Origin of the sequence: Sorangium sp. So ce1504, assembly GCF_051521635.1 — a bacterium.
GTDB classification, from domain to species: Bacteria; Myxococcota_A; Polyangia; order Polyangiales; family Polyangiaceae; genus Sorangium; species Sorangium cellulosum_B.
The window spans coordinates 4,848,067-4,869,474 of record NZ_CP150365.1 but is presented as its reverse complement, the minus strand read 5'-3'; the positions used below and the strand labels follow the sequence as shown (position 1 = coordinate 4,869,474).

The 21,408-nt window shown below is 71.1% G+C and carries 16 protein-coding genes and 1 pseudogene; 9 read left to right on the top strand and 8 right to left on the bottom strand.

The features are described 5' to 3' along the window. Positions 1–35: 35 nt before the first annotated feature. Positions 36–1,178, bottom strand: a complete 1,143-nt coding sequence (locus tag WMF39_RS18295; protein WP_437746770.1) for an aromatic ring-hydroxylating oxygenase subunit alpha — start codon at positions 1,176–1,178, stop codon at positions 36–38. A gap of 70 nt (positions 1,179–1,248) precedes the next feature. Next, positions 1,249–2,241: a latent transforming growth factor beta-binding protein gene (locus WMF39_RS18290; RefSeq protein ID WP_437746769.1), complete on the bottom strand. Its 993-nt coding sequence runs from the start codon at positions 2,239–2,241 to the stop codon at positions 1,249–1,251. Positions 2,242–3,064: 823 nt separating this feature from the next. Here WMF39_RS18290 and WMF39_RS18285 point away from each other — a divergent pair. Then, positions 3,065–4,897 carry a hypothetical protein gene (locus WMF39_RS18285; protein ID WP_437746768.1) on the top strand — a complete coding sequence of 611 codons (1,833 nt, stop codon included), beginning with the start codon at positions 3,065–3,067 and terminating at the stop codon, positions 4,895–4,897. Between the two features lie 211 nt (positions 4,898–5,108). Here the strand turns inward: WMF39_RS18285 and WMF39_RS18280 are convergent, their stop codons facing one another. Together WMF39_RS18280 and WMF39_RS18275 are read right to left on the bottom strand one after the other, a co-directional pair. Then, a complete protein-coding gene (locus WMF39_RS18280) occupies positions 5,109–6,467 on the bottom strand; it encodes a sialate O-acetylesterase (RefSeq protein WP_437746767.1) in 1,359 nt (452 codons plus the stop codon). A 231-nt stretch (positions 6,468–6,698) separates the two neighbouring features. Next, entirely contained in the window at positions 6,699–7,373 is a 675-nt protein-coding gene (locus WMF39_RS18275; RefSeq protein ID WP_437746766.1) for a universal stress protein, read from the bottom strand. 424 nt (positions 7,374–7,797) lie between these two features. Here WMF39_RS18275 and WMF39_RS18270 point away from each other — a divergent pair, with 424 nt between their 5' ends. Next, positions 7,798–8,589, top strand: coding sequence for a CBS domain-containing protein (locus WMF39_RS18270; RefSeq protein WP_437746765.1), 792 nt, complete (start codon positions 7,798–7,800; stop codon positions 8,587–8,589). Between the two features lie 327 nt (positions 8,590–8,916). Here the strand turns inward: WMF39_RS18270 and WMF39_RS18265 are convergent, their stop codons facing one another. Then, positions 8,917–9,255, bottom strand: coding sequence for a hypothetical protein (locus WMF39_RS18265; protein ID WP_437746764.1), 339 nt, complete (start codon positions 9,253–9,255; stop codon positions 8,917–8,919). Positions 9,256–9,773: 518 nt separating this feature from the next. After that, positions 9,774–9,896 carry a hypothetical protein gene (locus WMF39_RS18260; RefSeq protein WP_437746763.1) on the bottom strand — a complete coding sequence of 41 codons (123 nt, stop codon included), beginning with the start codon at positions 9,894–9,896 and terminating at the stop codon, positions 9,774–9,776. Positions 9,897–10,735: 839 nt separating this feature from the next. On the opposite strand from WMF39_RS18260, the gene WMF39_RS18255 reads away from it, so the two are divergent. From WMF39_RS18255 to WMF39_RS18235, 5 genes are all read left to right on the top strand, one after another. Next, positions 10,736–11,146, top strand: coding sequence for a CBS domain-containing protein (locus WMF39_RS18255; protein WP_437746762.1), 411 nt, complete (start codon positions 10,736–10,738; stop codon positions 11,144–11,146). A gap of 101 nt (positions 11,147–11,247) precedes the next feature. Beyond that, positions 11,248–12,594, top strand: coding sequence for an acetyl-CoA hydrolase/transferase family protein (locus tag WMF39_RS18250; protein WP_437746761.1), 1,347 nt, complete (start codon positions 11,248–11,250; stop codon positions 12,592–12,594). A gap of 227 nt (positions 12,595–12,821) precedes the next feature. Beyond that, a complete protein-coding gene (locus tag WMF39_RS18245) occupies positions 12,822–14,555 on the top strand; it encodes an acyl-CoA carboxylase subunit beta (protein ID WP_437746760.1) in 1,734 nt (577 codons plus the stop codon). A 2-nt stretch (positions 14,556–14,557) separates the two neighbouring features. Beyond that, a complete protein-coding gene (locus WMF39_RS18240) occupies positions 14,558–17,485 on the top strand; it encodes a biotin/lipoyl-containing protein (protein WP_437746759.1) in 2,928 nt (975 codons plus the stop codon). Between the two features lie 345 nt (positions 17,486–17,830). Then, complete coding sequence (locus WMF39_RS18235) at positions 17,831–18,397, top strand: hypothetical protein (protein ID WP_437746758.1); 567 nt, start codon at positions 17,831–17,833, stop codon at positions 18,395–18,397. 751 nt (positions 18,398–19,148) lie between these two features. Here the strand turns inward: WMF39_RS18235 and WMF39_RS18230 are convergent. Then, positions 19,149–19,532, bottom strand: a complete 384-nt coding sequence (locus WMF39_RS18230; RefSeq protein ID WP_437746757.1) for a hypothetical protein — start codon at positions 19,530–19,532, stop codon at positions 19,149–19,151. A 316-nt stretch (positions 19,533–19,848) separates the two neighbouring features. Between WMF39_RS18230 and WMF39_RS18225 the strand changes: the two are divergent. Then, positions 19,849–20,087: pseudogene (locus WMF39_RS18225) on the top strand (Uma2 family endonuclease); the annotation flags it as partial. A 168-nt stretch (positions 20,088–20,255) separates the two neighbouring features. On the opposite strand, the gene WMF39_RS18220 reads toward WMF39_RS18225, so the two are convergent. Continuing rightward, positions 20,256–20,618 carry a hypothetical protein gene (locus tag WMF39_RS18220; protein ID WP_437746756.1) on the bottom strand — a complete coding sequence of 121 codons (363 nt, stop codon included), beginning with the start codon at positions 20,616–20,618 and terminating at the stop codon, positions 20,256–20,258. Positions 20,619–20,680: 62 nt separating this feature from the next. Between WMF39_RS18220 and WMF39_RS18215 the strand changes: the two genes are divergently transcribed. Continuing rightward, positions 20,681–21,382, top strand: coding sequence for an FAD-linked oxidase C-terminal domain-containing protein (locus WMF39_RS18215; protein ID WP_437746755.1), 702 nt, complete (start codon positions 20,681–20,683; stop codon positions 21,380–21,382). The last annotated feature ends 26 nt before the right edge of the window (positions 21,383–21,408 follow it).

The following is a 21,408-nucleotide window of genomic DNA, read 5'->3' as shown; positions in this document are numbered from 1 at the left end:
GATCTACGGGCGACCCCACCGGCCGCAGCGCTCGCTCATGCCGTCCCCGCGCGGAGCGCCGAGAGGTACCTGCGCGCGACCATGCCGTCGAAGGCGTGGACGCCGTCTTCCACCATGGCGTAGGTCGACGGCGTGTAGCCGGGCGCGCGGATCCCGCGCTGCTGCCGCTCGCAGATGGCGCGGTCTTCCCGGTTCACCGCGTCCCAGAAGGTGAACACGTCGCCCGGATCGAAGCCTTTCGTGAACGCCGCGGGGTGGAAGTACGTGTCGGCGATCACGAGCGTCCGGTCGGGCGCGCGCGGGGCGAGCCGGTACGTGAGCAGGTAGTCGGGCTGGAGGCTCGTGAGCAGGCCCGGGAAGAGCATGGCGTCGCGCACGCGCCGCCGCTCCGCCTCGGGGACGATGAGCGGCCGCGCGCCTGGCGCCGCGCTCGTCGAGACGGTGTCGGCGCCGGGCGCGAGGTCCATGACGCCGCCGAGCCACGGGCCCCCCCGGCCCCAGGACACGGCGTCGTCGCACGGGGTCAGCCGCTCCAGCGCGGGGTGCACGCGCGGGAAATGGTGAGACTCCTGGAAGTTCTCCGCGCAGAGCTTCCAGTTCGCGGCGACCTCGTACTCCACCCGCCTGCCCCGCCGGAGCGAGCGCAGCCCGGGGCGCGAGAGCCAGGGCGGCGCCTCGCCGAGCGCGCTCTCGAGCGGCGGCGCGCCGGGATCGAGCGTCACGAAGAGGAAGCCGAAGAGGGCGCCGGCGCGCGCCGGGAGGAGCCCGTGCGCGCCGCGGTCGAAGCCGGGCGGCGCGTGGGGCGCGGCGCGCAGCGCGCCGGAGAGCTCGTAGGTCCAGCCGTGGTACGGGCACTCGAGGTGCGCGAGGCGGCCGCACGGGCCGTCGAGCAGCGTCGCCGCCCGGTGGCGGCAGACGTTGTGGAACGCGCGGATCTCCAGATCGGCGCCGCGGAGGACGACGACGCCCGCCGGCGTGAGGGGGGCGAGCAGCCACTCTCCTGGGCGGGCGATCTCGTCCTCGCGGCCGACGCAGAGCCAGGAGCGCCCGAAGATCTCGGCCTGCTCGAAGGCAAAGACGTCCTCGTCCCAGTACGCGCGCGCAGGCAGCGGCCGGGCGCTGGGGAGCGGCGCGAGCACCGCGTCGAGATCGGCGGGGGTGAGAGGGAGCTCCGGCAAGGCGGGCGATGTTACCAGAACGAGGGCGCGGATCGCGCCGCCCGGGATCGGCTCAGGGGCCGGCTGCGGATCAGCACCCGAGGATGCTGGCGTTGCCGCACGAGTAATAACACTCGTCGCAGTTCACGCATGTGTCGTAGTCGAGATAGAGCCGCGCTCCATCCGGATGTCTGTCCATGCACGCGGTGAAGCAGGCGTCGTCCCCGTCCTCGCAGGTCACGGCGCACTGAGCGAACAGGATGCAGTCGTCGTTGAGGGTGCACGCATCGAGCTCATCGGCGCAGCTCCCCTGGACCGCGCATCCGATGCACCCGCTCGTGTCGCTGCCGCACTCGTCGAGGTCGTCGCAGGCCAGGGTGGCGTTGCAATCGGCGAGGTCCGTGCCCTCCTCGCAGAGACCGGTGCCTTCGGGCTCGTCGCACTCGCCGTTGTTCGTGGAAGCGCACGGCGCGCCTACCGCGCAGTCCGCGACGTCCGTGCCCTCCGCGCAGAGCCCGGTGCCCTCGGGCTCGTCGCAGGCGCCGTCCTGCACGCGGTCGCACGGCGCGAGCTTGCAGTCGTCGACGTCCGTGCCCGCCGGACACCGGCCCGTGCCCTGGGGCTCGTCGCAGGTGCCGTTGCCGGTCAAGGGACAGGAAGAGAGGCAGTCGGCGGGGTCGGTCCCGGCCGGGCATTTGCCGGTGCCCTGGGGCTCGTCGCAGATGCCATCATCCGCGCTGGGACAGTGGCCCGTGGGATCGAGACAGCCCTGGAGGGCCGCCGCATGGGCGTTGCAGACCTCCGCCAGGTGATGACCGTCCACGCACCGGCCCTCCAGCCGGACACAGTCGATGTACGCCGCGTGCTCGTCCTGGCAGCGCTCCTCGGCTCGCTTGGCGATGGCCTCCTCCTCGGCCTCGCACAGGCCCTCTTCGTCGCCAGAGCAGTCCTCGCAGGCGCAGCGGGCCTCGCAGACCGTCCCGTAAACCGGCGGCTCGGTCTTGCCATCATCGCTCTGCGAGCTGGCGCAGGCCGCGAATAGACCGGCGATCGCTGCTGTGATCATCACGTGTCGGACACGCATGGGGTCTCCTCATCCTCTGGCTGAAATGAGAGGTCGTCCGCGGAGGCGCAGGGCGCCGACGCGACGCGGCAAGGGCAAGACGACATGGCTGGCACTCGAAGCACCAGGGCACCCTTCACCTGCGCACACCGCGCTCGACCGCCTTTTGTCTCGGCTATGCCTGGAAAAATTCAACCCAAAGAAAACGGCTACCTATACCAGCTCCGAAGGCGGCCGGTCAATCATCGCGAGGCGACGCTCGGGTCGACAGCGCGTCGCGAGGCGACGCTGGGGTCGACAGCGGGCAGGGCAGCGGCCGCCGCTGCGCTCGTGGCGACAGGGGCGGAATGGCCAAAGCTTCACGGAACTCAGGAGGTGCGCTCGATGTGCTCCGGCTTGCCAACGAGCTGAGGAGCGGACGCCCGAAACCTCACGGACATCGGGAGGTGCGCTCCGGCTCGGGAAGGTGCTGAGGAGAAGAGAAACGCTCAGATCGGCAAGGACGGCTCGCCGGACGGGTGGAACGGGTGAAAACGAGTGGAGAAGAGAGCGTCGCGACCTCCAAAACGCGCTCCACCAACGTGGAGCGGACGCGACAATCGCGCGCGCTCGGCCGTCAAAAAGCTGCTTCGTTCGTGGTTGGCCCGGGGCGAGGATGAGCGTGGACGAGGTAGGACGCGGACAGCGCGGGCGCCCTCCGCCCGAAAGCGCCGTGAGGGAGTAAAGAGGCGTTGGCATCCGCGCCGTTTCGACAGAAGATGCGTGCGCGCGTATCGCGCTGCGGCTCCTCGCCTCCGACGGCCGGCGCCGCGTCACTGGACCCCTACCGGCTGGAGAACAGCGGATGAAGATGCGATCTTTGGTGTGTCTCTTCGTTCTTGGACTGATGACGACGGCGTGCGGCGACGACGACGCGACGATCATCGGGACTGGGGGCGGCGGGGGTGCCGGCGGCACCGGCGGCGAAGGCGCCACCTCGGCCAGCAGCACGACAGGAAACGGCGGCGGCGACACGGGCGGCGGCGGCACCGGCGGCACCGGCGGCGGCACCGGCGGCGGCGACACGGGCGGCGGCGGTGCGGGCGGCACCGGCGGCGACGGCGGCGGCGACACGGGCGGCGGCGGTGCGGGCGGCACCGGCGGCGACGGCGGCGGCGACACGGGCGGCGGCGGTGCGGGCGGCACCGGCGGCGACGGCGGCGGCGACACGGGCGGCGGCGGTGCGGGCGGCGGCACCACCTCGAGCTCGGCCTCATCGAGCAGCGCCTCCTCGACCTCGGCCGCGGCCACCACGGGCGCTGGCGGCGACGGCGGCGGCAGCGTCTCCTCGACCTCGGCCGCGGCCACCACGGGCGCTGGCGGCGACGGCGGCGGCAGCGTCACCTCCACGACCTCGGTCACCACGGGCGCTGGCGGCGACGGCGGCGGCAGCGTCACCTCCACGACCTCGGCCACCACGGGCGCTGGCGGCGACGGCGGCGGCAGCGTCACCTCCACGACCTCGGTCGCCACCGGCGTCGGCGGCGGCGGCGGCGGCGGCGTCACCTCCACGACGGCGGTCACCACCACCGGCGCCGGCGGCGGCGAGCTCGGTGGCCCTGGCGCTGCCTGCGCCAGCGATGCGATGTGCGCGAGCGACATCTGCCTCGAGGAGAGCGAGAGTGGCTTGCCTTCCGGCTACTGTAGCGCCGGCTGTGCGTCGGACGACGACTGTGGCGACGGCGTCTGCATCCCGGTGGACGACACACTCGCCATCTGCATGGCCGCGTGCGCGACGTCGGCGGACTGCCGCGACGGCTATATGTGCGACGACGGGTTCTGCTGGATGGGCTGCACCAGCGATGATCAGTGCACGGAGGTGGGCTCGTGCCACGAGGCGTCCGGCGGCTGCTACCTCCCGGACGGCAGCGCTTGCGAGACGGACGCCGAGTGCGGTGGCTACCTCTGCGCCACCGAGGCCGTGGACGGCTATCCGGGCGGCTTCTGCACGGGTCTCTGCGAGGATGACAGCAACTGCGACGGCGGCACCTGCATCGCCGCAGGCTACTGCCTCGTCGAGTGCGACACGGACGCCGACTGCCGCGACGGCTATCGGTGCGACGAGGGGCTCTGCGCTCCGGCCTGCACCAGCGACGCTCAGTGCACGGGCGAGGGTGCAACCTGCGTTGTGGAGGTGGGTCGCTGCGCCCCGCCGCCCGGCGAGGGCGCCGACGGTGACCCTTGCACGGCGGACGCCGACTGCGCCGGCCTCTACTGCGTCCCCGAGTCGTCGGACTGGCCCGGCGGCTACTGCACGGGCTACTGTGACGCATCGACTCCCTGCGCCGGCGGCGGGGTCTGCGCATCGGACGACACCTGCAACAGCGCGTGCGAGACGGACACCGACTGCCGCGAGGGCTATGAGTGCACGCCGGAGGGCTGCCTCCCGGCGCCCCCGGCGCCGGCCGATAGCGCCGACGGCGACGCTTGCACCGCCGACAGCGAGTGCATCAGCGGCATGTGCTACGACGGCTGGCCTGGCGGTTCCTGCACGGGCGACTGCGAGACGGACGCCGACTGCGCCGAGGGCGGCATCTGCGCCGCAGTGGACAACACCTGCAACCACGCGTGCGAGACGGACGCCGACTGCCGCGAGGGCTATGAGTGCATGGCGGAGAACGGCTGCGTCCCGCAATGATGACCCGATGACCGGCAGGCTCGCAGGCTGGTCCGTACGACCTGACGACGGACCCCTGCGGCTCCCCTGAAGCGATGAACCTCCGCGTCGCCGTGAGGCGACGACGAGGCCTCTCCCACGAAGCGCGGCGCGGCTGCTCCACCACTCCTGGCGCAGCCGGCGCGCGCCCCCTCCCCGCTCCACCAGCTCTCCACGAGGCGCCGCTCGGCGCTCAGCCCTGCCCGCGCGAGCGGCGGCGCAGGCCCGCGAGCGCGACCAGCGCGAGCGCTGCCGCTGCCCCGGGGCCCTGGCCGGCGGCGGTCCGGCAGCCGCAGCCGCCGGCGCTCCCGGGCGCGACCCCGCCCGAGCTGGCCGTGGCCTCGGCGCTGCCCGTCGCCGCCGCGCTCCCGCTCGATACGGCCGTGGCGCCCCTTCCCCCCTCGCCTGCGCTCCCGGCGCCGCCCGCCGCCGCCGCGCTCCCGCTCGATACGGCCGTGGCGCCCCTTCCCCCCTCGCCTGCGCTCCCGGCGCCGCCCGCCGCCGCCGTGCTCCCGCTCGATACGGCCGTGGCGCCACCTCCGGTCGCGCCGCCTCCCGTGGCGCCCCCTCCCCCTGCAGCCGCGCTCCCGGCGCTGCTCGCCGACGACGCGGTCGACGAGCCCTCCTCGCGGACCAGCGCGAGGTACGCCTCGGCGAAGCGGTCGCCGAGGAGCTGGTACGCGGCGGAGTCGAAGTGATACGTGTCGTCGGGCGATCGCGCGGTGAAGTCGTCCGTGTCGACCCATGCGACCCGCGGGTCCTCCTCGGCCACGGTCACCTGCGCCGCGCGCACGGCGTCGATGTTCGCCTCCTTTCCGGCGGCGATGGGCCCGCCGTTCGCGGGATAGAGGTTGTCGCTGACCCTGCCGAGCACGACCGGGAGCCCGGGGACGCCGAGGTCCGCGCGGATCGCCGCGATGAAGCCGCGCAGCGTGTCGCCGTAGGAGAACGCGGCCGACCACCCCGCCTCGTTCTCGCCCTGCATCCAGACGAGCGCGGCGATCTCGTACGGGTGCCCCTCCGACTCGATCCTCGCCAGGGCGCCGTCGAGCCGCGTCACCTCCTCGGGATAACGGAGGGCGCGGTCGCCCTCGTACGTCGCGGAGTCCAGCTTGCCGAGGAGCGCGTGGTAGAGCTGCGATTTGTAGAGCACCTCGGGATCCGGCGCGAGGCCGCGCCCCCAGTGATCGACGAGGTTGGTGCCCCCTTGCGCCATCTTCACGATCGCGATCCGGTGCTCCGGGTACGCCGCGGCGATCGCGCGGCCGAACGTGATCTCGGGCCCGTAGCGGCGGGCTTCGCCCTTCGGCTCGAGCGGCCCCCAGTCGGCGCTCGTCGCCGCGGCGTACGGCCCTCCCTCGCGCGCGTCGGGGTTGTAGTGGTCGTACCAGACGTCCGGCTGGCTCTGGAGCTCGACCGGGAGCTGGCGGCCCACGCCGTAGCCGACCATGTTCGACTGGCCCGCGAGGACGAACACCTTCACCGGCTGCGCGATCGCGGGAGCGGAGAGGGACAGCGCGAAAGCCGCCAGGGCGATGCAAGACCGCTTCATGGCGCTGTGTATCCCCCGCGCGCGGTGGAACGTCAACGCGGCGGGATCGCGATCGACCGGAGGGAGCGCGCGGCGCTTCGGCGCCGAGCTGTTCGAGGAGAGCGCGCGGAGAGACCACGACGCACGAGGATGGGAGCTTCGTTTGCCACGCGCTCGCCTCGCGTCCTCAGGACACGTATCGGGCGCTTGTGTGCCTGACAGGCGCGCGGTCCCGTCGAGCTCGCCTCGCGATCACGTCGCTTCGGGCGTCGACTGGTAGGCCGCGCTCGACGCCGCGTAGACCCCGTTGGTCGCATACGAGTAGCGGTGCGGCCGGACGTGGTGCTCCGCGTGGCGCGCGCACCAGAGCGCTGCGCCGCCCGTCTCTTGCCGGTGCCTCACGCACTCCGGGCAGGGCGGCTCGATCTCGGGGACCCGGCCGGCGGTCGCGTGATCCTTCGGCCGGACGATCCACACCGGGCAGCGCGCGAGCCGGGAGACGCGCTCGGCGACCGAGCCGAGGAGCAGCCGCTCGAGCCCGCGGTAGCCGTGCGAGCCGACGACCACGAGGTCGGCGTCCAGGTCGGCGGCGAGCTGGGCGATGTTCTCGGCCGCATCCCCGCGGCGGAAGTGGACGACGACGCGCTTCAGCCGCCCCCCGTCGAGCTTGTCGCCCATGGCGCTCACGCGCTCGCTCGCGCGCTGCTGGAGCTGCTGGAGCGCCACGTCGGGCTTGGTGGCCACCATGGGCGCCCGCGAGAGCCCGATGCCGACCCAGCTCTCGGGCTCGACGTAGACCCCGTGCACCTCGGCGTTCTCGCGACAGCAAGCGGACTCGAGCGCCTGATCAAGCGCACGGTTGCTCGGCTCCGAGAAGTCGATCCCGACGACGACGATGAACCGATTCGTTGCGTTTGCGCTCGACATGACAGCCTCCTCAGCCTCCATGCGAGGCCCCGACCAGCGGTCGCCTCGCTTTACCCATCTGCCCCTCTGCTCATCTGCCCACTTGTCCAACACTCAGCACGCCGCATGCCAGGCGTTCCTGGGGCCGGAGAGGAGGGTCTCGCGCGCGCTGGCTCCCTCGCGCGAGCGGGGCTCTTCCCGCGACCTGGACGCTTCGCGCGAGCCGAGAGCGAGCTCCTCTCGCCGCGAGCGCTGGGGGCGGGCGCCTCGCGAGGCAGCCCGCAGCCGTTTGCGCCGCGGCGCAAACGGCGCGCGGAGGCGCAGACGTGACCGCGGCGTACCAGGGCCGCCGCCGCACGCCGGGGATCTCGCGTGCGTGGCACGAACGGTGCTCATCCCACGGCGCACCTCGAGCGAAGGACGCAGAGGCGAACGGGAGACGACGATGACAACCCCTGGACCTACCGGCGGAGAGCACCAGCTCCGGCACCACACGATCCGCAGCGCGCACATCGTTGGAGACGACGGCGAGGAATCGGTCGTGGCGACCGTATACTGTCCGTTGCGGGAGCGCTCGATGGCGGCGCGAGAGTGCGAGTCGTGCCATCGCTTCCATGCGCTGCACTTCGACAAGAGCTCGCGCACGACGTCGGTCGTCTGCCATGCCAGCCACGCGGCGCCGGGCACGGAGGAAGCGGCTCCGCTGCGCGGCGTGGGCGTCGACGTGGCCGTGAATCCGGAGGCGCCGCTCGCCGAGATCATGACCAAGAGCGTCATCTGCATCCGATCGGAGGTCTCCCTCGACGACATCACGGCCCTGCTCGTCCGCCACGAGATCAGCGGGATGCCGGTCGTGGACGCGGCGGGCAGGCCGGTCGGCATGGTGTCGCGGGCCGACGTGCTCCGTGCGGCAGAGGAGCGCGGCGACACCGAGGAGTCGCGTCAGGTGGCCTCGCGGTCGGGCGAGGTCGCGCCGCTCGAGATGAGTCAGGGCTTCCACGTCTACGAGCCCGTCAGGGTCACCGCGCGCGACGTGATGACGCCCGTCGTGGTGCAGCTGCACGAGAGCGCCAGCATCCGGCAGGCCGCGTCGCTCATGGCCTACGAGGGCGTGCACCGGCTGCCGGTCGTCTCGGACGACGGCAAGGTCGTCGGCATCCTGTCGTCGCTCGACGTGCTGCGGTGGTTCGGGCGTTGCTGCGGGTACCTGATCCCGCCGGCGCGCAAGCGGGCCTGAGGGGGAGCGCCTGTCTCCAGGACAGGCATTCAGGGCCTCTCCACGAGCCTCCGCGCCAGAAACCTGAGCTCCAGCTCCTCGGGCACGCACGGCTGAAATTTCGACAGCGGCTCTCGAGCGCACGAGGCATGCTCGTCAGCCATCTCCCTCTCCGCCCGGGCGCGGGCCCCCGAGATCGAGCACGATGTCCTCCGGGCCCTTCACCACCCCCGCCGCCGCGGCTTCCTCGGCCGTCATCTCCGCAGTGCGCGGAGCCGGGCTTGATCGTGGGTCGAACTACAGAATTGCCTGCGGTGTGAGGCACCTCCCTGCGCGGGCAAGGCTCGATCACGGCGCGCGGCGGAGCGCTCCGCGCTGCCATACGTACCGGCCGCGGGAGCTGCAGATACGCCGGTAGTCGGCACGCATGCGCTGCCTCGAGGCGATGTTCCCGTCGGTGGCGCCCGGAAGGGGCTTGTTCGATGTGATCCACGGGTGATCGCACGCGGAGGTCGCCCCCGCCGCATCCTCGAACTGGATCGCGTCCCCGTCGACGCGGACGTCGAGCGCCACCCGGCAGGGGATCGGGGCGCCCGGCGCGCAGTCGTCGAGCATCGCGCCGGTGGGCACGTCGAGCACAGCCCGGAGCGCGCCGCCTCGCGACGCATAGAGGACCGTGTGCGTCACGGCGGGCGTCCCCTCGGATTCCGGCTCGCGTGCGCGCGAGCACACCATGAAATCGACCTCAGGAAGGCTGAGCGCCTCGTGGCATGAGCACACGTTGAGGCGCTGAGGCGGGCTCGTCGCGAGCGTCGACCAGCACGACGCGTCGGGGCGCCACGTGACACCGCGGGCAGCCAGCCAGGCATCCTGGTCGAACGGCCTGCCAGCGGGCGCGCGCGGGCCAGTGGCCGACCCCGGAGAGGGCAATACCGCTCCTGCGTCGGTGGCCGACGGCGGCGATCCCACCAGCGGAGCCCCGGCGGTGCCTGAGCCGACAGGCTGGAGAGCGTTCAGCTCCCCCCCGCCCGCCAAGGCGCTCCCGGCAGGCGCTGCCGCCGCTGGCGCGCTCGCCGTGCTTGTCGAGGAAGCCAGCACGCCGGTCGAGGCGTCGCCCTGGGGCAGGCGCTCTCGGTGGCACCCAGGCGATCCGGCCGCGAGGGCCGCCGCGAGCGAAGCGGGGACGAGCGACCGGACGGGGCGCCTCAAAACAGGGAGTCCTGCAGGAACTGTTGAAGAAAGGTCAGGGCGAAGGGACCGGGGAGGGCCACATGGCCGCCGAAGACCGCGAATTGATGCCAGAAGCCGGGTGCCTCGCGCACTTGCATCAGACCTGCTTCGTCTCCTGGAACATGGGGTCCACCTTCCCCTCGAGGGCCAGCTCGACCATCGTCGACCGGTAGACGAGCTCCTCGACGAACGGCGGCGGCGCGTCGAGGCCCGGCGCGGGCAGGTCGAGCGGGATGCTCTCGAGGAAGCGCCATACCGGGTCCAGCCGCTGCTGGAACAGCGCCGCCGTACGCTCGCCACGCCGCGTCGGCGTCGGCGTCCAGCACCCGATGCTCGTTCTCCCGGTCGATCAGCCGCGCCGTGGAGAGCGCGGCGCGATAGAAACACATGGCCTGGTCCTGCGTCGGTGCGGTGTCTTTCATCGATGCCTGGGAGAGGGAGGAGAGTAGAACGAACGCGGGCGACCTGTCGATCTTCCACGAGCGCCGCCGCCCTCCGCGAGCGAGGCGGACCCGGCGCCGCGCGAGGTGCGGCTGTAGGCACCAAAATCGCCGAGAATACGTGTCCGTCCGCCCGTCTACAGCCACAGATGGGCCACAAGTGTCGCTGTAGTACCAGCCGCCCTGGCGCATCGGTGGCTCCGCCGCGCCGGTCGCCGTGCCGTCCGGCCCAGCGAACCCCCTGCGCTCCCGCGCAACCCGTGCAGGCGCGCCCGCCGATGGCCGCGAGGCCGGACGTCGCCGGCGCGGCGCAGGCAGTGCATCGACCCCCGGGGCAGCTCGCGGGCCGCGCAGACCACCGCAGCGAGAATGTCGAGCTCGGCCCGGTGGTCTGCGTCTTGCAGATTCACATCGTGGCAAACCGAGCTCGATCGAAGGACGCCGGTTCGATCAGCCCGTAGACATCATCCCGGACGTCCAGCGCCAGGGGAGGCCTCATGAGCTCTTCGACCATTCGCATCCAGGACTGCATGACCAGGAGCCCCCACTCGATCGGCGCCGATCAGAAGGTCGGCCTCGCCCGCGCGCTCATGCGCGGACATCGCATCCGGCACCTGCCGGTGCTGAGCGGCGGCCGGCTGGTCGGCATCCTCTCCGAGCGGGACATCTACTGGATAGAGACGCTCAAGGAGCAAGAGGGGGATGAGCTCGTCGTCAGCGAGGCCATGTCGCCGTGCCCCTACGCCGTCGCGCCGAGCGCGCCGCTCTCCGAGGTGGTCCGCGAGATGGCCGAGCACAAGTATGGATCGGCGGTGGTGCTGGACGGCGCACAGGTCGTCGGCGTCTTCACGACGACCGACGCGCTCGCCGTGCTGGCCGCGCTGCTCGTTGAGAAAGAGATCTCCTGACCCGAGGCTCGACCCGCGTGACGGCGCGGCCGGCCATCGCCCGCCCCGACGGCGAACGCGCTCGGTTCATCCCCCCCAAGAACACCGGAAGAAGGCACACGATGCAGCAGACGATCACGGACTGGCGATCGCGCTTCGGCGACAAGATCAAGACGGCCGAGGAGGCCATCCGCGCGATCCCCCCGGGGCGGCGCATCCTCGTCGGCTCGGGCGCCGCGGAGCCGACCGATCTCGTGAACGCCATGGTTCAGTCCGGCGAGCACCTCGCCGGCAACGAGATCGTCCACCTGATGACCGAGGGCCCCGCGCCGTATGTCCGCCCCGGTCTCGAGCGGCGGTTCCGTCACACGGCGTTCTTCATCGGCCAGAACGTCCGCGAGGCGATCCACGAGGGGCGCGCCGACTTCATGCCGGTCTTCCTCTCCGAGATCCCGAGCCTGATCCTCTCGGGCCGGGTGGGCATCGATGTGGCCCTCATCCAGGTGAGCCCCCCGGACGCCCACGGCTTCGTCAGCCTCGGCGTCTCCGTCGATATCGTCCGCGCCGCCGTCGACTCGGCGGCTCTGGTCCTCGCCGAGGTCAACCCGCGGATGCCCCGCACCCACGGAGACTCGTTCTTGCACGTGGATCGGATAACCCACCTCGTCCCGGTGGACCGCGAGCTCCCCGAGCGCGCGATCGAGCCGCTCGACGACGTCGACCGCGCCATCGGCCGCAACGTGGCGACGCTCGTGCCCGACGGCGCGACGCTCCAGACCGGCATCGGCAAGATCCCGAACGCCGTGCTCGCCGCCCTGGGAGGCAGGAGCGACCTCGGCGTGCACACCGAGATGCTCTCCGACGGCGTGATGGATCTCGTCCAGCGCGGCGTCATCACGAACCGCAGGAAGACCCTCCTGCCGGGGAAGCTCGTGACCTCGTTCCTCCTCGGCAGCCGGGCCCTCTACGCCTGGGCCCACGACAACCCGGTCATCGAGATGCGCGGGTCCGCCTTCACCAACGATCCGCTGACGATCGCGAGGAACGACAGGATGATCGCGATCAACGCGGCCCTCGCCGTCGATCTGACGGGCCAGGTCGCCGCCGACACGCTGATGGGCCGCTTCTTCTCCGGGATCGGGGGGCAGGTCGACTTCATCCGGGGCGCGGCGCGGAGCGCCGGCGGCAAGCCGATCATCGCGCTCCGGTCCACCGCGAAGGACGGCACGATCAGCCGGATCCAGCCGGCGTTCGAGCAGGGCGCCGGCATCGTGACGAGCCGCGGGGACGTGCACTACGTGGTGACGGAGCATGGCGTCGCGGATCTCTGGGGCCGGAACATCCGGCAGCGCGCGCTGGCGCTCATCGAGATCGCCCACCCCGATCACCGCGCCGACCTCCTCGCGGCGGCCAAGCAGCGCCGCTATGTGTTCGGCGATCATGTCGTCTCGCGCGCGGAATCCCCCTGACGAGCGCCGGGCTCAGCCACGCATGACTCGCCGCGTCCAGACGGGAGAGCGCCGCGCGAGCCGATCGAGGTGGCCGCGGCGACCCGGCATCGCCGCGCGGAGCCCCCGCACCGGGACCGCGCAGCGCCCCGTGCCGCGCCCCACACGCCGGCGCCGGGGGCGCACCTCGCCGGGCGCGCGAGGTGCGTCCCCGGATCCTGCCATGATATAGAGCGCCTCGCCCGTCCATGAGCCCTCTTGATCACAACGATGTCGCCGTGAAGCCCTCCGCCCTCGTGCCCTCGCTCGACGATCCGCTCGACGAGGGATCCGGGGCGCCGGCCGCGCCTGCCTCGGCGTACGACGCGGCGCTCCGGGAGGCCGAGGAGCTCCGCAGGCGCCCCCATGTCTCCGCGGGCCCGGAGAACATCATCCGGCAGCACAGCAAAGGCCGGATGACGATCTGGGAGCGCATCCGGGTGCTCACGCCCGAGCCGCCGCGGGTCGTCTTCGAGAACTGGGGGCCCAACCTGGACGGCGCCTCGCTGGTCACCGCGATCCTGCGCATCGGCAGCCGCGACGTGGCGCTGTACGGCCACGATTTCACGATCCGCGCCGGGTCGATGGACGCGACGAACGGCCGCAAGCTCGCGCGGCTGTTCCAGCTCGCGGGAGAGCGGGGCATCCCGCTCATCGGCCTCAACGACAGCGCCGGCGCCTACGTCCCCGCGGGCGTCGGCGGGCTCGACGGCTACGCCGAGGCGTTCGCGGCGCTGCGCAAGATCAGCGGCGTGGTCCCGAGCATCATGTGCATGTTCGGGTTCAACGCGGGCGGCGGCTCCTACCTGCCGCGGCAGGGGAGCTTCGTCATCCAGCCGGGCGGCACGTTCTTCGGCCTGACCGGGGCGGCGGTCGTCAAATCGGTCCTCGGCGAGGTGGTCTCACCCGACGACCTCGGCGGCCCGCGCGTCCACGGCGCCTCGGGGGTGGCCGATCTCACGGTGCCAGACGAGGTGGGCGCGCTGCGCACCACCGTCCGGCTGCTCGGTTACCTGCCGAGCAACAACCGCGAGAGCGCGCCTTTCCAGCGGACGAGCGATCCGGTGGGCCGGGAGACGACCGAGATCGACACGCTCCTCCGCAGGACGATCTCGTCGCCGACGGGCTACAACACGCCGCTCGACATCAACATCATCATCCAGCGCATCTGCGATCACGGCGACTACTTCGAGGTGCAGCCGCAGCGCGCGCGCAACACGATCACCGCGTTCGGGCGGGTCGGCGGGCGCGTCGTCGGCTTCGTGGCGAACAACAGCGCGGTCGCGTCGGGTCAGATCGACGTCGCGGCCGCTTACAAGAACGCGCGCTTCATCCGCTTCTGCAACCTCTACAACATCCCGCTCCTCTTCATGGAGGACACCACAGGGTTCCTCCCGGGCAGGGAGCAAGAGGCGATGGGCATCGTGCAGGCCGGCCGGGCCATGCTCGACGCGATCATCGACGTGCGCACCCCGCGCATCCTGCTGCTCGTGCGCAACGCGTTCGGCGGCGCGTATGCCTCGTTCAACAACTACGCGACTGGCGCGGACGTCGTGCTCGCGCTCCCCACGACCCGCGTCGCCGTGATGGGCCCCGCCGGCAAGGAGTTCGTCTACAAGGACGAGCTCCGCAAGGTGCGCGCGCAGGCGAGCGCCAGGGAGAAGGCCGGCGTCAAGGAGCGGCTCGCCCGCGGCCTCGACGAGGCGAAGGCGAAGGCGGAGGCCCGCGACGAGGCCGCGGCGTGGCTGAAGGCGAGAGAGGCCGAGTTCAGCGCGCGGTACGAGCGGGAGCTCATGAACCCGCGCGAGGGGCTCAGCCTGGGCTCCATCTCGCGGCTCGTGATGCCGCGCGAGCTCCGCTCGGTGATCGCAGAGAACCTCGAGTTCCTGCTGCGGCACTACCAGCCAGGGCCGTTCACCGGTGTTCAGCGGGAGTTCCATTGATCATGGATGGATTCGAGACCAAGCGAGGTTACGACCGCAACCCGAGGGTGGTGCGCGACCGCAGGCTCGGCCGCTCGAGCTCGGCGTGGGCGCGCTCCTTCGCCGCCGACGACGTGCGGCCGCTGATCGTCTGCCGGGGCCCGATCCGGAAAGAGGCGATGGATGTCTTCGCCCAGATGGGGATCGAGCATTACGGCATCCTCCTGTCGGAGAAGGACTCGATCGTCTACACGCACGCCCTGGCGCCGGAGCTGCGCTGCATCCACCCGGCGCACGTGCACCGCGTGAAGGACTACACCGGCGCCACCAAGGACGAGCGCGTCAAGCTGATGCAGGAGATCGTCGCGATCGCCCGGGCCGGCGGCTACACGCACGTGTTCGCGGGCTACGGCTTCATGGCCGAAGACGGGGAGTTCGTGCGCACGCTCGAGGAGGCGGGGCTCGTCTTCATCGGCCCGCGCTCGTCGGTGCAGCGCGCCGCCGGGCTCAAGGACGAGGCGAAGCGGACGGCGCTCGCGGCCGAGGTCAGCGTGACGCCCGGCATCGACGACGCGACCCGGCGGATCGTGCTCCGCAAGTGGCCCGATCACGCGGCGCTGCGCGCGGCCGCGGCGGACCGCGGGCTGCTCGGCGCGGGCGCCCCGGGCGGCGCGGGCGCGCGGCTCGCCGACGGGATCCCGCTCGCCGAGGCGGCGGACGCCCTGCTCGCGGCGGCGTACGCGCAGCGCGTGGATCTCTACACGACCGACGAGCTCTGCGAGGAGCTCGAGCGGGGCGCGGCCGAGCTGCTCGCTCGCCACCCGGGGCGGCGGATCCGGCTCAAGGCCATCGGCGGCGGCGGCGGCAAGGGGCAGCGGCTCCTCGCCGGCGTCGCGCCCGACGCGGCGACCCTCGAGGCCGCGGCGCGGGCGCGCGCGGCCGAGGTCCCCGCGCTGGTGCGGGAGGTCCTCGCGGAGGTGAAGGCCGCGGGCGTCGGCGACAACAAGAACATCCTGCTCGAGCTCAACGTCGAGGAGACGCGGCACAACGAGATCCAGCTGATCGGCAACGGCGCGTGGTGCGTGGCGCTGGGCGGGCGCGACTGCTCGCTGCAGATGCACGAGCAGAAGCTGCTCGAGGTGGCGATGACGCAGGAGGGGCTGCTCGAGGCGATCGAGCGGGCGCGCGCGGCCGGCGAGGCGCCGCGCGCGGCGTCGCTCGAGCGCGAGCGCGCGTCGCTCGCCCGGATGGAGGCCGAGGCGGAGCGGTTCGGGCAGGCGGTCGGGCTGAACTCGGCCTCGACGTTCGAGTGCATCGTCGAGGGGGATCACCACTACTTCATGGAGGTCAACACCCGTATCCAGGTCGAGCACCGGGTGTCGGAGCTCTGTTATGGCCTCCGCTTCGAGAACCCGGCCGATCCGGCCGACGCGTTCGAGGTGACCTCGCTCGTCGAGTGCATGGTCCTCCTCGCGCGCCACGGGGAGCGGCTGCCCCGGCCGATCCGCGTCCGGCGGGAAGGGTCCGCGGTGGAGGCGCGCCTCAACGCGACGAACGGCGCGCTGGAGCCCCACGCGGCCGGCATCATCGTGTCCTGGAGCGATCCGCACCCGCACGAGATCCGCGACGATCAGGGCATCTGCGTGAAGAACCCCGACACGGGGGTGTTCATGCATTACCGGGTCGCCGGCGCCTACGACAGCAACATCGCGCTCCTCGTGACCTACGGCGCCTCGCGCGAGGAGGCCTACCAGCGGATCTGCGAGATCCTGCGCACGACCACGCTGCGCGGCAGCGATCTTCACACGAACCTCCTGTTTCATTACGGGCTCGTGCACTGGTTCCTCGCGCGGAGCGTGTGGGCGAAGCCGACGACGGGCTTCGTGGTCCCGTACCTCACGCAGGTCGGCCTGCTCGCGGTGGAGCTCGGGGGGCTCGATTTCGACGCGATGTGGGCCGAGCTCGGCGCCCGTCACGAGCGCCGCCTCGCGGCGCGGGCCGGGGCCGCGGAGGCGACCGGCGGAGGAGCGTTGAAGAAGGTCTTCACGCTGAAGGACACGCTGGTGCGCCGTCCCGTGGAGAAGATCTGCGCGGAGCCGCACCTCCTGTCGGCGTGGCTCAGCCGGAACATGGGGTCGTTCGAGATCCGGTCGGGGCGGGTGCGCTGGCTCAAGAACCCGATCGAGGTGCTCGCGGACACGTACTGGCTGCTCAACATGACGCCGCAGCCGCAGGCACCCGCGGCCCACGTGATCTGGGATCACGACCAGGAGGTGCTCTCGCGGGCGCTCGGCTTCTACAGGCGCGTCGGCGAGCGGATGGGCCAGGCGGGCGGCGCGCCTTCGTGGCCCGAGCTGCGAGCGCACCTGTCCGGGGATACCGCGCCTCACGGCTACGACGCCGAGCTCTGGCGGCGGGTTCGCGGCTCGCACCTCGGCTTCCAGGCGGGCCTGGAGCTGCTCGACGCGCTGGTCCTCGCGGGGGACGCCGCGCGCTTCTTCGAGCTCCGCGCGCGGGAGGACGGCACGGTCGCCATCCCGGAGCGCCTGCTCGATCGCGAGCTCTCGGCCCGCATGCGCAAGGTGCTCGCGCCGCCGCCCGCCATGCGGGCCAACGAGATCGTCGCGGTCACCGGCGGCATGTTCTACGCGCAGGAGGCGCCGGACCGGCCTCCGCTCGTGACGAAGGGCAGCCATTTCGCCGCCGGCGATCCGCTCTACGTGATCGAGGTCATGAAGATGTTCAACAAGGTGCTCGCGCCGTGCTCCGGCACCATCGAGGAGGTGCTCATCGACGGCGGCGAGGGGACGATCGTGCAGAAGGGCCAGCCGCTCTTCCGCGTGAAGCCCGACGAGGTGCTCGTGGAGGAGGACTCGGCCGAGCGCGCGCGCCGCCGGCGCGAGACGACGCTGCGGTACGTGGACGCGATCTTCGACGCCGAGGGCGCCTGAGGCCGTCGCCTCGAAGCGCGCAACCGCCGCGCGGACGAGGGCCCCGAGGCCGACGTCGCGATGGCCCGCGAGGCCTTGGTCACCGAGGAGAGATCGAGCTGATCGGAGCCCACCGCAACGGTGGCGGTGAGCGTGGGAAACCGCCGCTCGACGAGGTGGGGATTCTGCCGGTCGAGCGGCCTCACCTTGCCGTGGGCGCCCCAGCGGGCCGCGCGAAAATCGAACGGCTCGGGCTGCACCATGTAGGAGGCGATTGTACTCTTCAATACCGACGAGGAGGGCAACAATGTGGCCTACCCCCGCGGGATGCGGTACCCTCGTTGCCGAGCGCGCTCGCGCGATGGGATGACCGACGAACCGAAGGTCAAGGGGGTGGCGTTTCGCTCCGTGGTGGCGAGCTTTGGCAAGCTACGCGGCGAGCCTGTCCAGAAGCGCAGCCTGGATGAGATGTGTGAACCGCTGCGCGACGGCATCCGCTACGGCAGCCTCGTCTCCACCGGCTGGTACCCGATCGCCTGGTACAAGGACCTGTTCCAGGCCATCCGGCGCACGACCGGCGAAGGCAAAGAGCTCATCCACCAGATTGGCCGCCAGTGCACGCACGACGACATGAGCGGCATCTACAAGGTCATCGCGGGCCTCATCTCCCCTTCTACCCTCTTCTCCCTCGGCCAGCGCGTCTTCTCCAACTACTATTCCGCCGGCCACGTCCGTGTCCTCGAGTCCCGCCGCGGCTTCACCCGCGCTCTCTGGATCGGCTGCCAAGGCTTCGACGAGAACATGTGGACCGAAGTCATCGGCTCCTGCGAGCAGCTCCTCGTGATCGGCGGCGCCGACCACGTCCGCCAGCGCATCATCTCCGGCGGCGGCGACAACGACGATCACCTCGAGTTGACCGCGCACTGGAGCTGAGCCCCCGTGGAGTGTACCGGACAGGTCACAGCGGTCGTCATTCACGGAGAGAACGACTCGGTGGTCGGGCCGGACAACGGCCCGAAGGCGCGCGACTTCTGGAGCAGCGCGCTGCCGAGCCGGCCCGCGCGTTCGGCCTCACCGCGGGCTGGCTCGGCGTGTGTGCGGAGGCGCTCCGGACCGGGCGGCTCTCGCTCGGCGCGTGCGTCCACCTGCCCGGGCGCCGTCCACGCTGTTCTCCACGAACATCCGTCCCCCTCTGTGCCAACAAGAGCCTGGACAAGGGTCGGTCGATACTAATCCCGGCGGGATGTCAAGACCCATCTCGCCGAGGTGTTCTGCCTCCGCCTCCGCGCTCTCGGTGACCCCGCCCCAGGCGCCTCCGGCCAGGCCGTGCGGCGGATCGTTGCAGATGCCATTCGTGAGATGGAGCGCGAGCGGCGGGAGCTCGGGGGACAAGCCTTGACTGGCGGGACCTGGCTGCGTGAGTTTTCGGCCACGCAACCCCGGAGCGCGCCAGCGCTCGCGGGCTGCATTACTTCGGGCCGAAGCGTAGCGGCGAGATCCGCGAATCGGGCCAAACTTGGCCAGTCTCAATCAAACTCGGCCACTACCGAATCCGAGGGGGCACTTCATAGTCCCGCAGAGCCCAGCGGCCCCCGCCGCTACCGCATGCGGAGATCCAGTTGTTGCAGGCCCATTCGGCATCCACATACCTATGCCCCACCAGATCCCGACACTGCCGACGTGGTCAGTTCTCCCACTCAGCGTACGAATAGTCATACACAGCCCGGCACTGGTTAGCGCATTCGGGGATCCAGCTGTTGCAGGCCCAGTCGGCATCCCAATAATTATGACCCCACCAGATCCCGACCGCGCCGACCTTCCGCGACCCCAAGTAGTGGCAATTCCAAGCCGTTTTAGATACCCACACCGCTTGCTGCGCGGTTCCAACCGCCTCCGCCGCGTCGGGGTCGATCGACTCCGCGGACCCGGGATCAGCCGCCTCCGCCGCGTCGGGCTGGTTCTCCTGCTCGTCATCGCCTTCGAGGGAAGCCTCGCCAACGCAGCCACCGAGCACGGCTGCGGCACCGAGGAGCGTCAGCGGGAGGACCATCTTGCTGAATAAGCTCATCTCTTTGCTCTCCTGAAATTTTTTTACTGGAGGGGACCGGTCGCATCCCGGTCTCTCTCGCCTGGTGGATGCTGCGGTGGCGGGCCGTCCTTCACCCGATTGTGTTCGGCCCTCACTTTTTCGAAAGCAGCCTCCTGTCGCGCTGGCGATCTCGCTCTCCTCAAGCCGGAGCTCCTCGAGCTACGCATGAGCCGGTGCGCGATGTAGCGGGGGAACAGGGCCGCGGGCGCGCCGATCGGCTCGCCGGGCGCGTGCAGCGCGACCCGGGCGCCGAGCGCCGCGAGGCGCTCGAGCTGCGCGAGGTACACCGCCATTCTGCGAGGTCTTGAGCCCATCGACAGCAGCCTTCGACCGCCAGGAGAAGATGCTCGTCTACGCGCGCGAGGGCGTGCGACACGCGTGGCTGGTCGACCCGATCGCGCGGACGCTCGAGGTCCTCGTGCTCGGCGAGGATCGGCGCTGGGCCCCCCGGTGCTCCACCGGGACGCCGCGCGGGTTCGGATCGAGCCCTTTGACGCCATCGAGCTCGATCTCTCGGTGCTGTGGGCGAAGTAGCAGATCGCCGTCACGCTGCGCTGGCAACGATGTTGCGGCCAGCGCGAAGGTAGGCGGCGCGACGACGCCGCGAGGTGATCCCTCAGCCGGGCGCGCTCGGCGCGACGACGCCGCGAGGTGATCCCTCAGCCCGCGGCAGGGGCACGGTCTCGAGGGCATCCGGGTGGCTTAAAGATCCAGCCTGAAAGACCCGCAGCCCCCGCGATTACGGCAGGTGTCGATCCACTCGTTGCAGGCCCATGTGGCATCCACTGACGTATGGCCCCACCAGATCGTGACCTTGCCGACGTACTCGGCACGATTGATGCACCACCATGTGCTATAATAAACCGCTTCCTCCGCTTGCTGCGCGGTTCCAACCGCCTCCGCCGCGTCGGGGTCGATCGAGTCCGCCGACTCGGGATCAGCCGCCTCCGCCTGGGTCTCCAGCCCGTCATCGCCTTCGAGGGAAGCCTCGCCAACGCAGCCACCGAGCACGGCTGCGGCACCGAGGAGCGTCAACGGGAGGACTCTCTTGCTGAACAAGCTCATCTTTCTATTCTCCTGAGATTTTTACTGGAGGGGACCGTTCTTATCCCGCTCTTGCCTGCTGGATGCTGCGGTGGCGGGCCGTCCTTCACCCCATCGTGTGCGGCCCTCACTTTTTCGAAAGCAGCCTCCTGTCGCGCTGGCGATCTCGCTCTCCTCAAGCCGGAGCTCGCGGAGCTCCTCGAGCTCCACGGCGGGGACGCACGAGGCAAGCTCGGAGACGACGCACGCGGGGGAGGCAGAGCCCGCGCGCCCGGCGCGCGCCGCGCGAGATAAGGCTGCTTGCCCCCACGGCGGCATCGCAGTACCCAGCCGAGCATGAGCGCCCGCCCAGCCGCGTTCTCGGCGGCCTTCCTGCGCGATTTTTCAGAAGATTTTCTCTCCATCGACCCGCCCGACCTCGCCACGTTCGGCCGCGGCTGGACCAAGGCCGTCGAGCCGAGGCTGTCCGCGGTCGCCTTCCCGCGCTCAACGGCCGAGGTCTCGCGGCCACATCGGCGACGGCAGCCGTCACATCAACTCCACATCAACGTCATGCAGCCCGATCACCTCAGCTCCTGCGGCGCACCCACGAGGCGGCTCACGCGAGCTTTTCGCTCGTCAAGAGACACCGCGGGAGCATCTCCGCCGAACACGGAATTGGCCTACTCAAGAGAGACTATCTCCCCTATCCTCGCCCGGCCGAGGCGCTCGCGATCGTGAGATCCATCCAGCGGGCGCTCGAGCCCCTGAACCCCATGAACCCCGGAAAGATCCTCGAGGTCTAGGCTCTGTCGGACGGACGTCGCGAGCG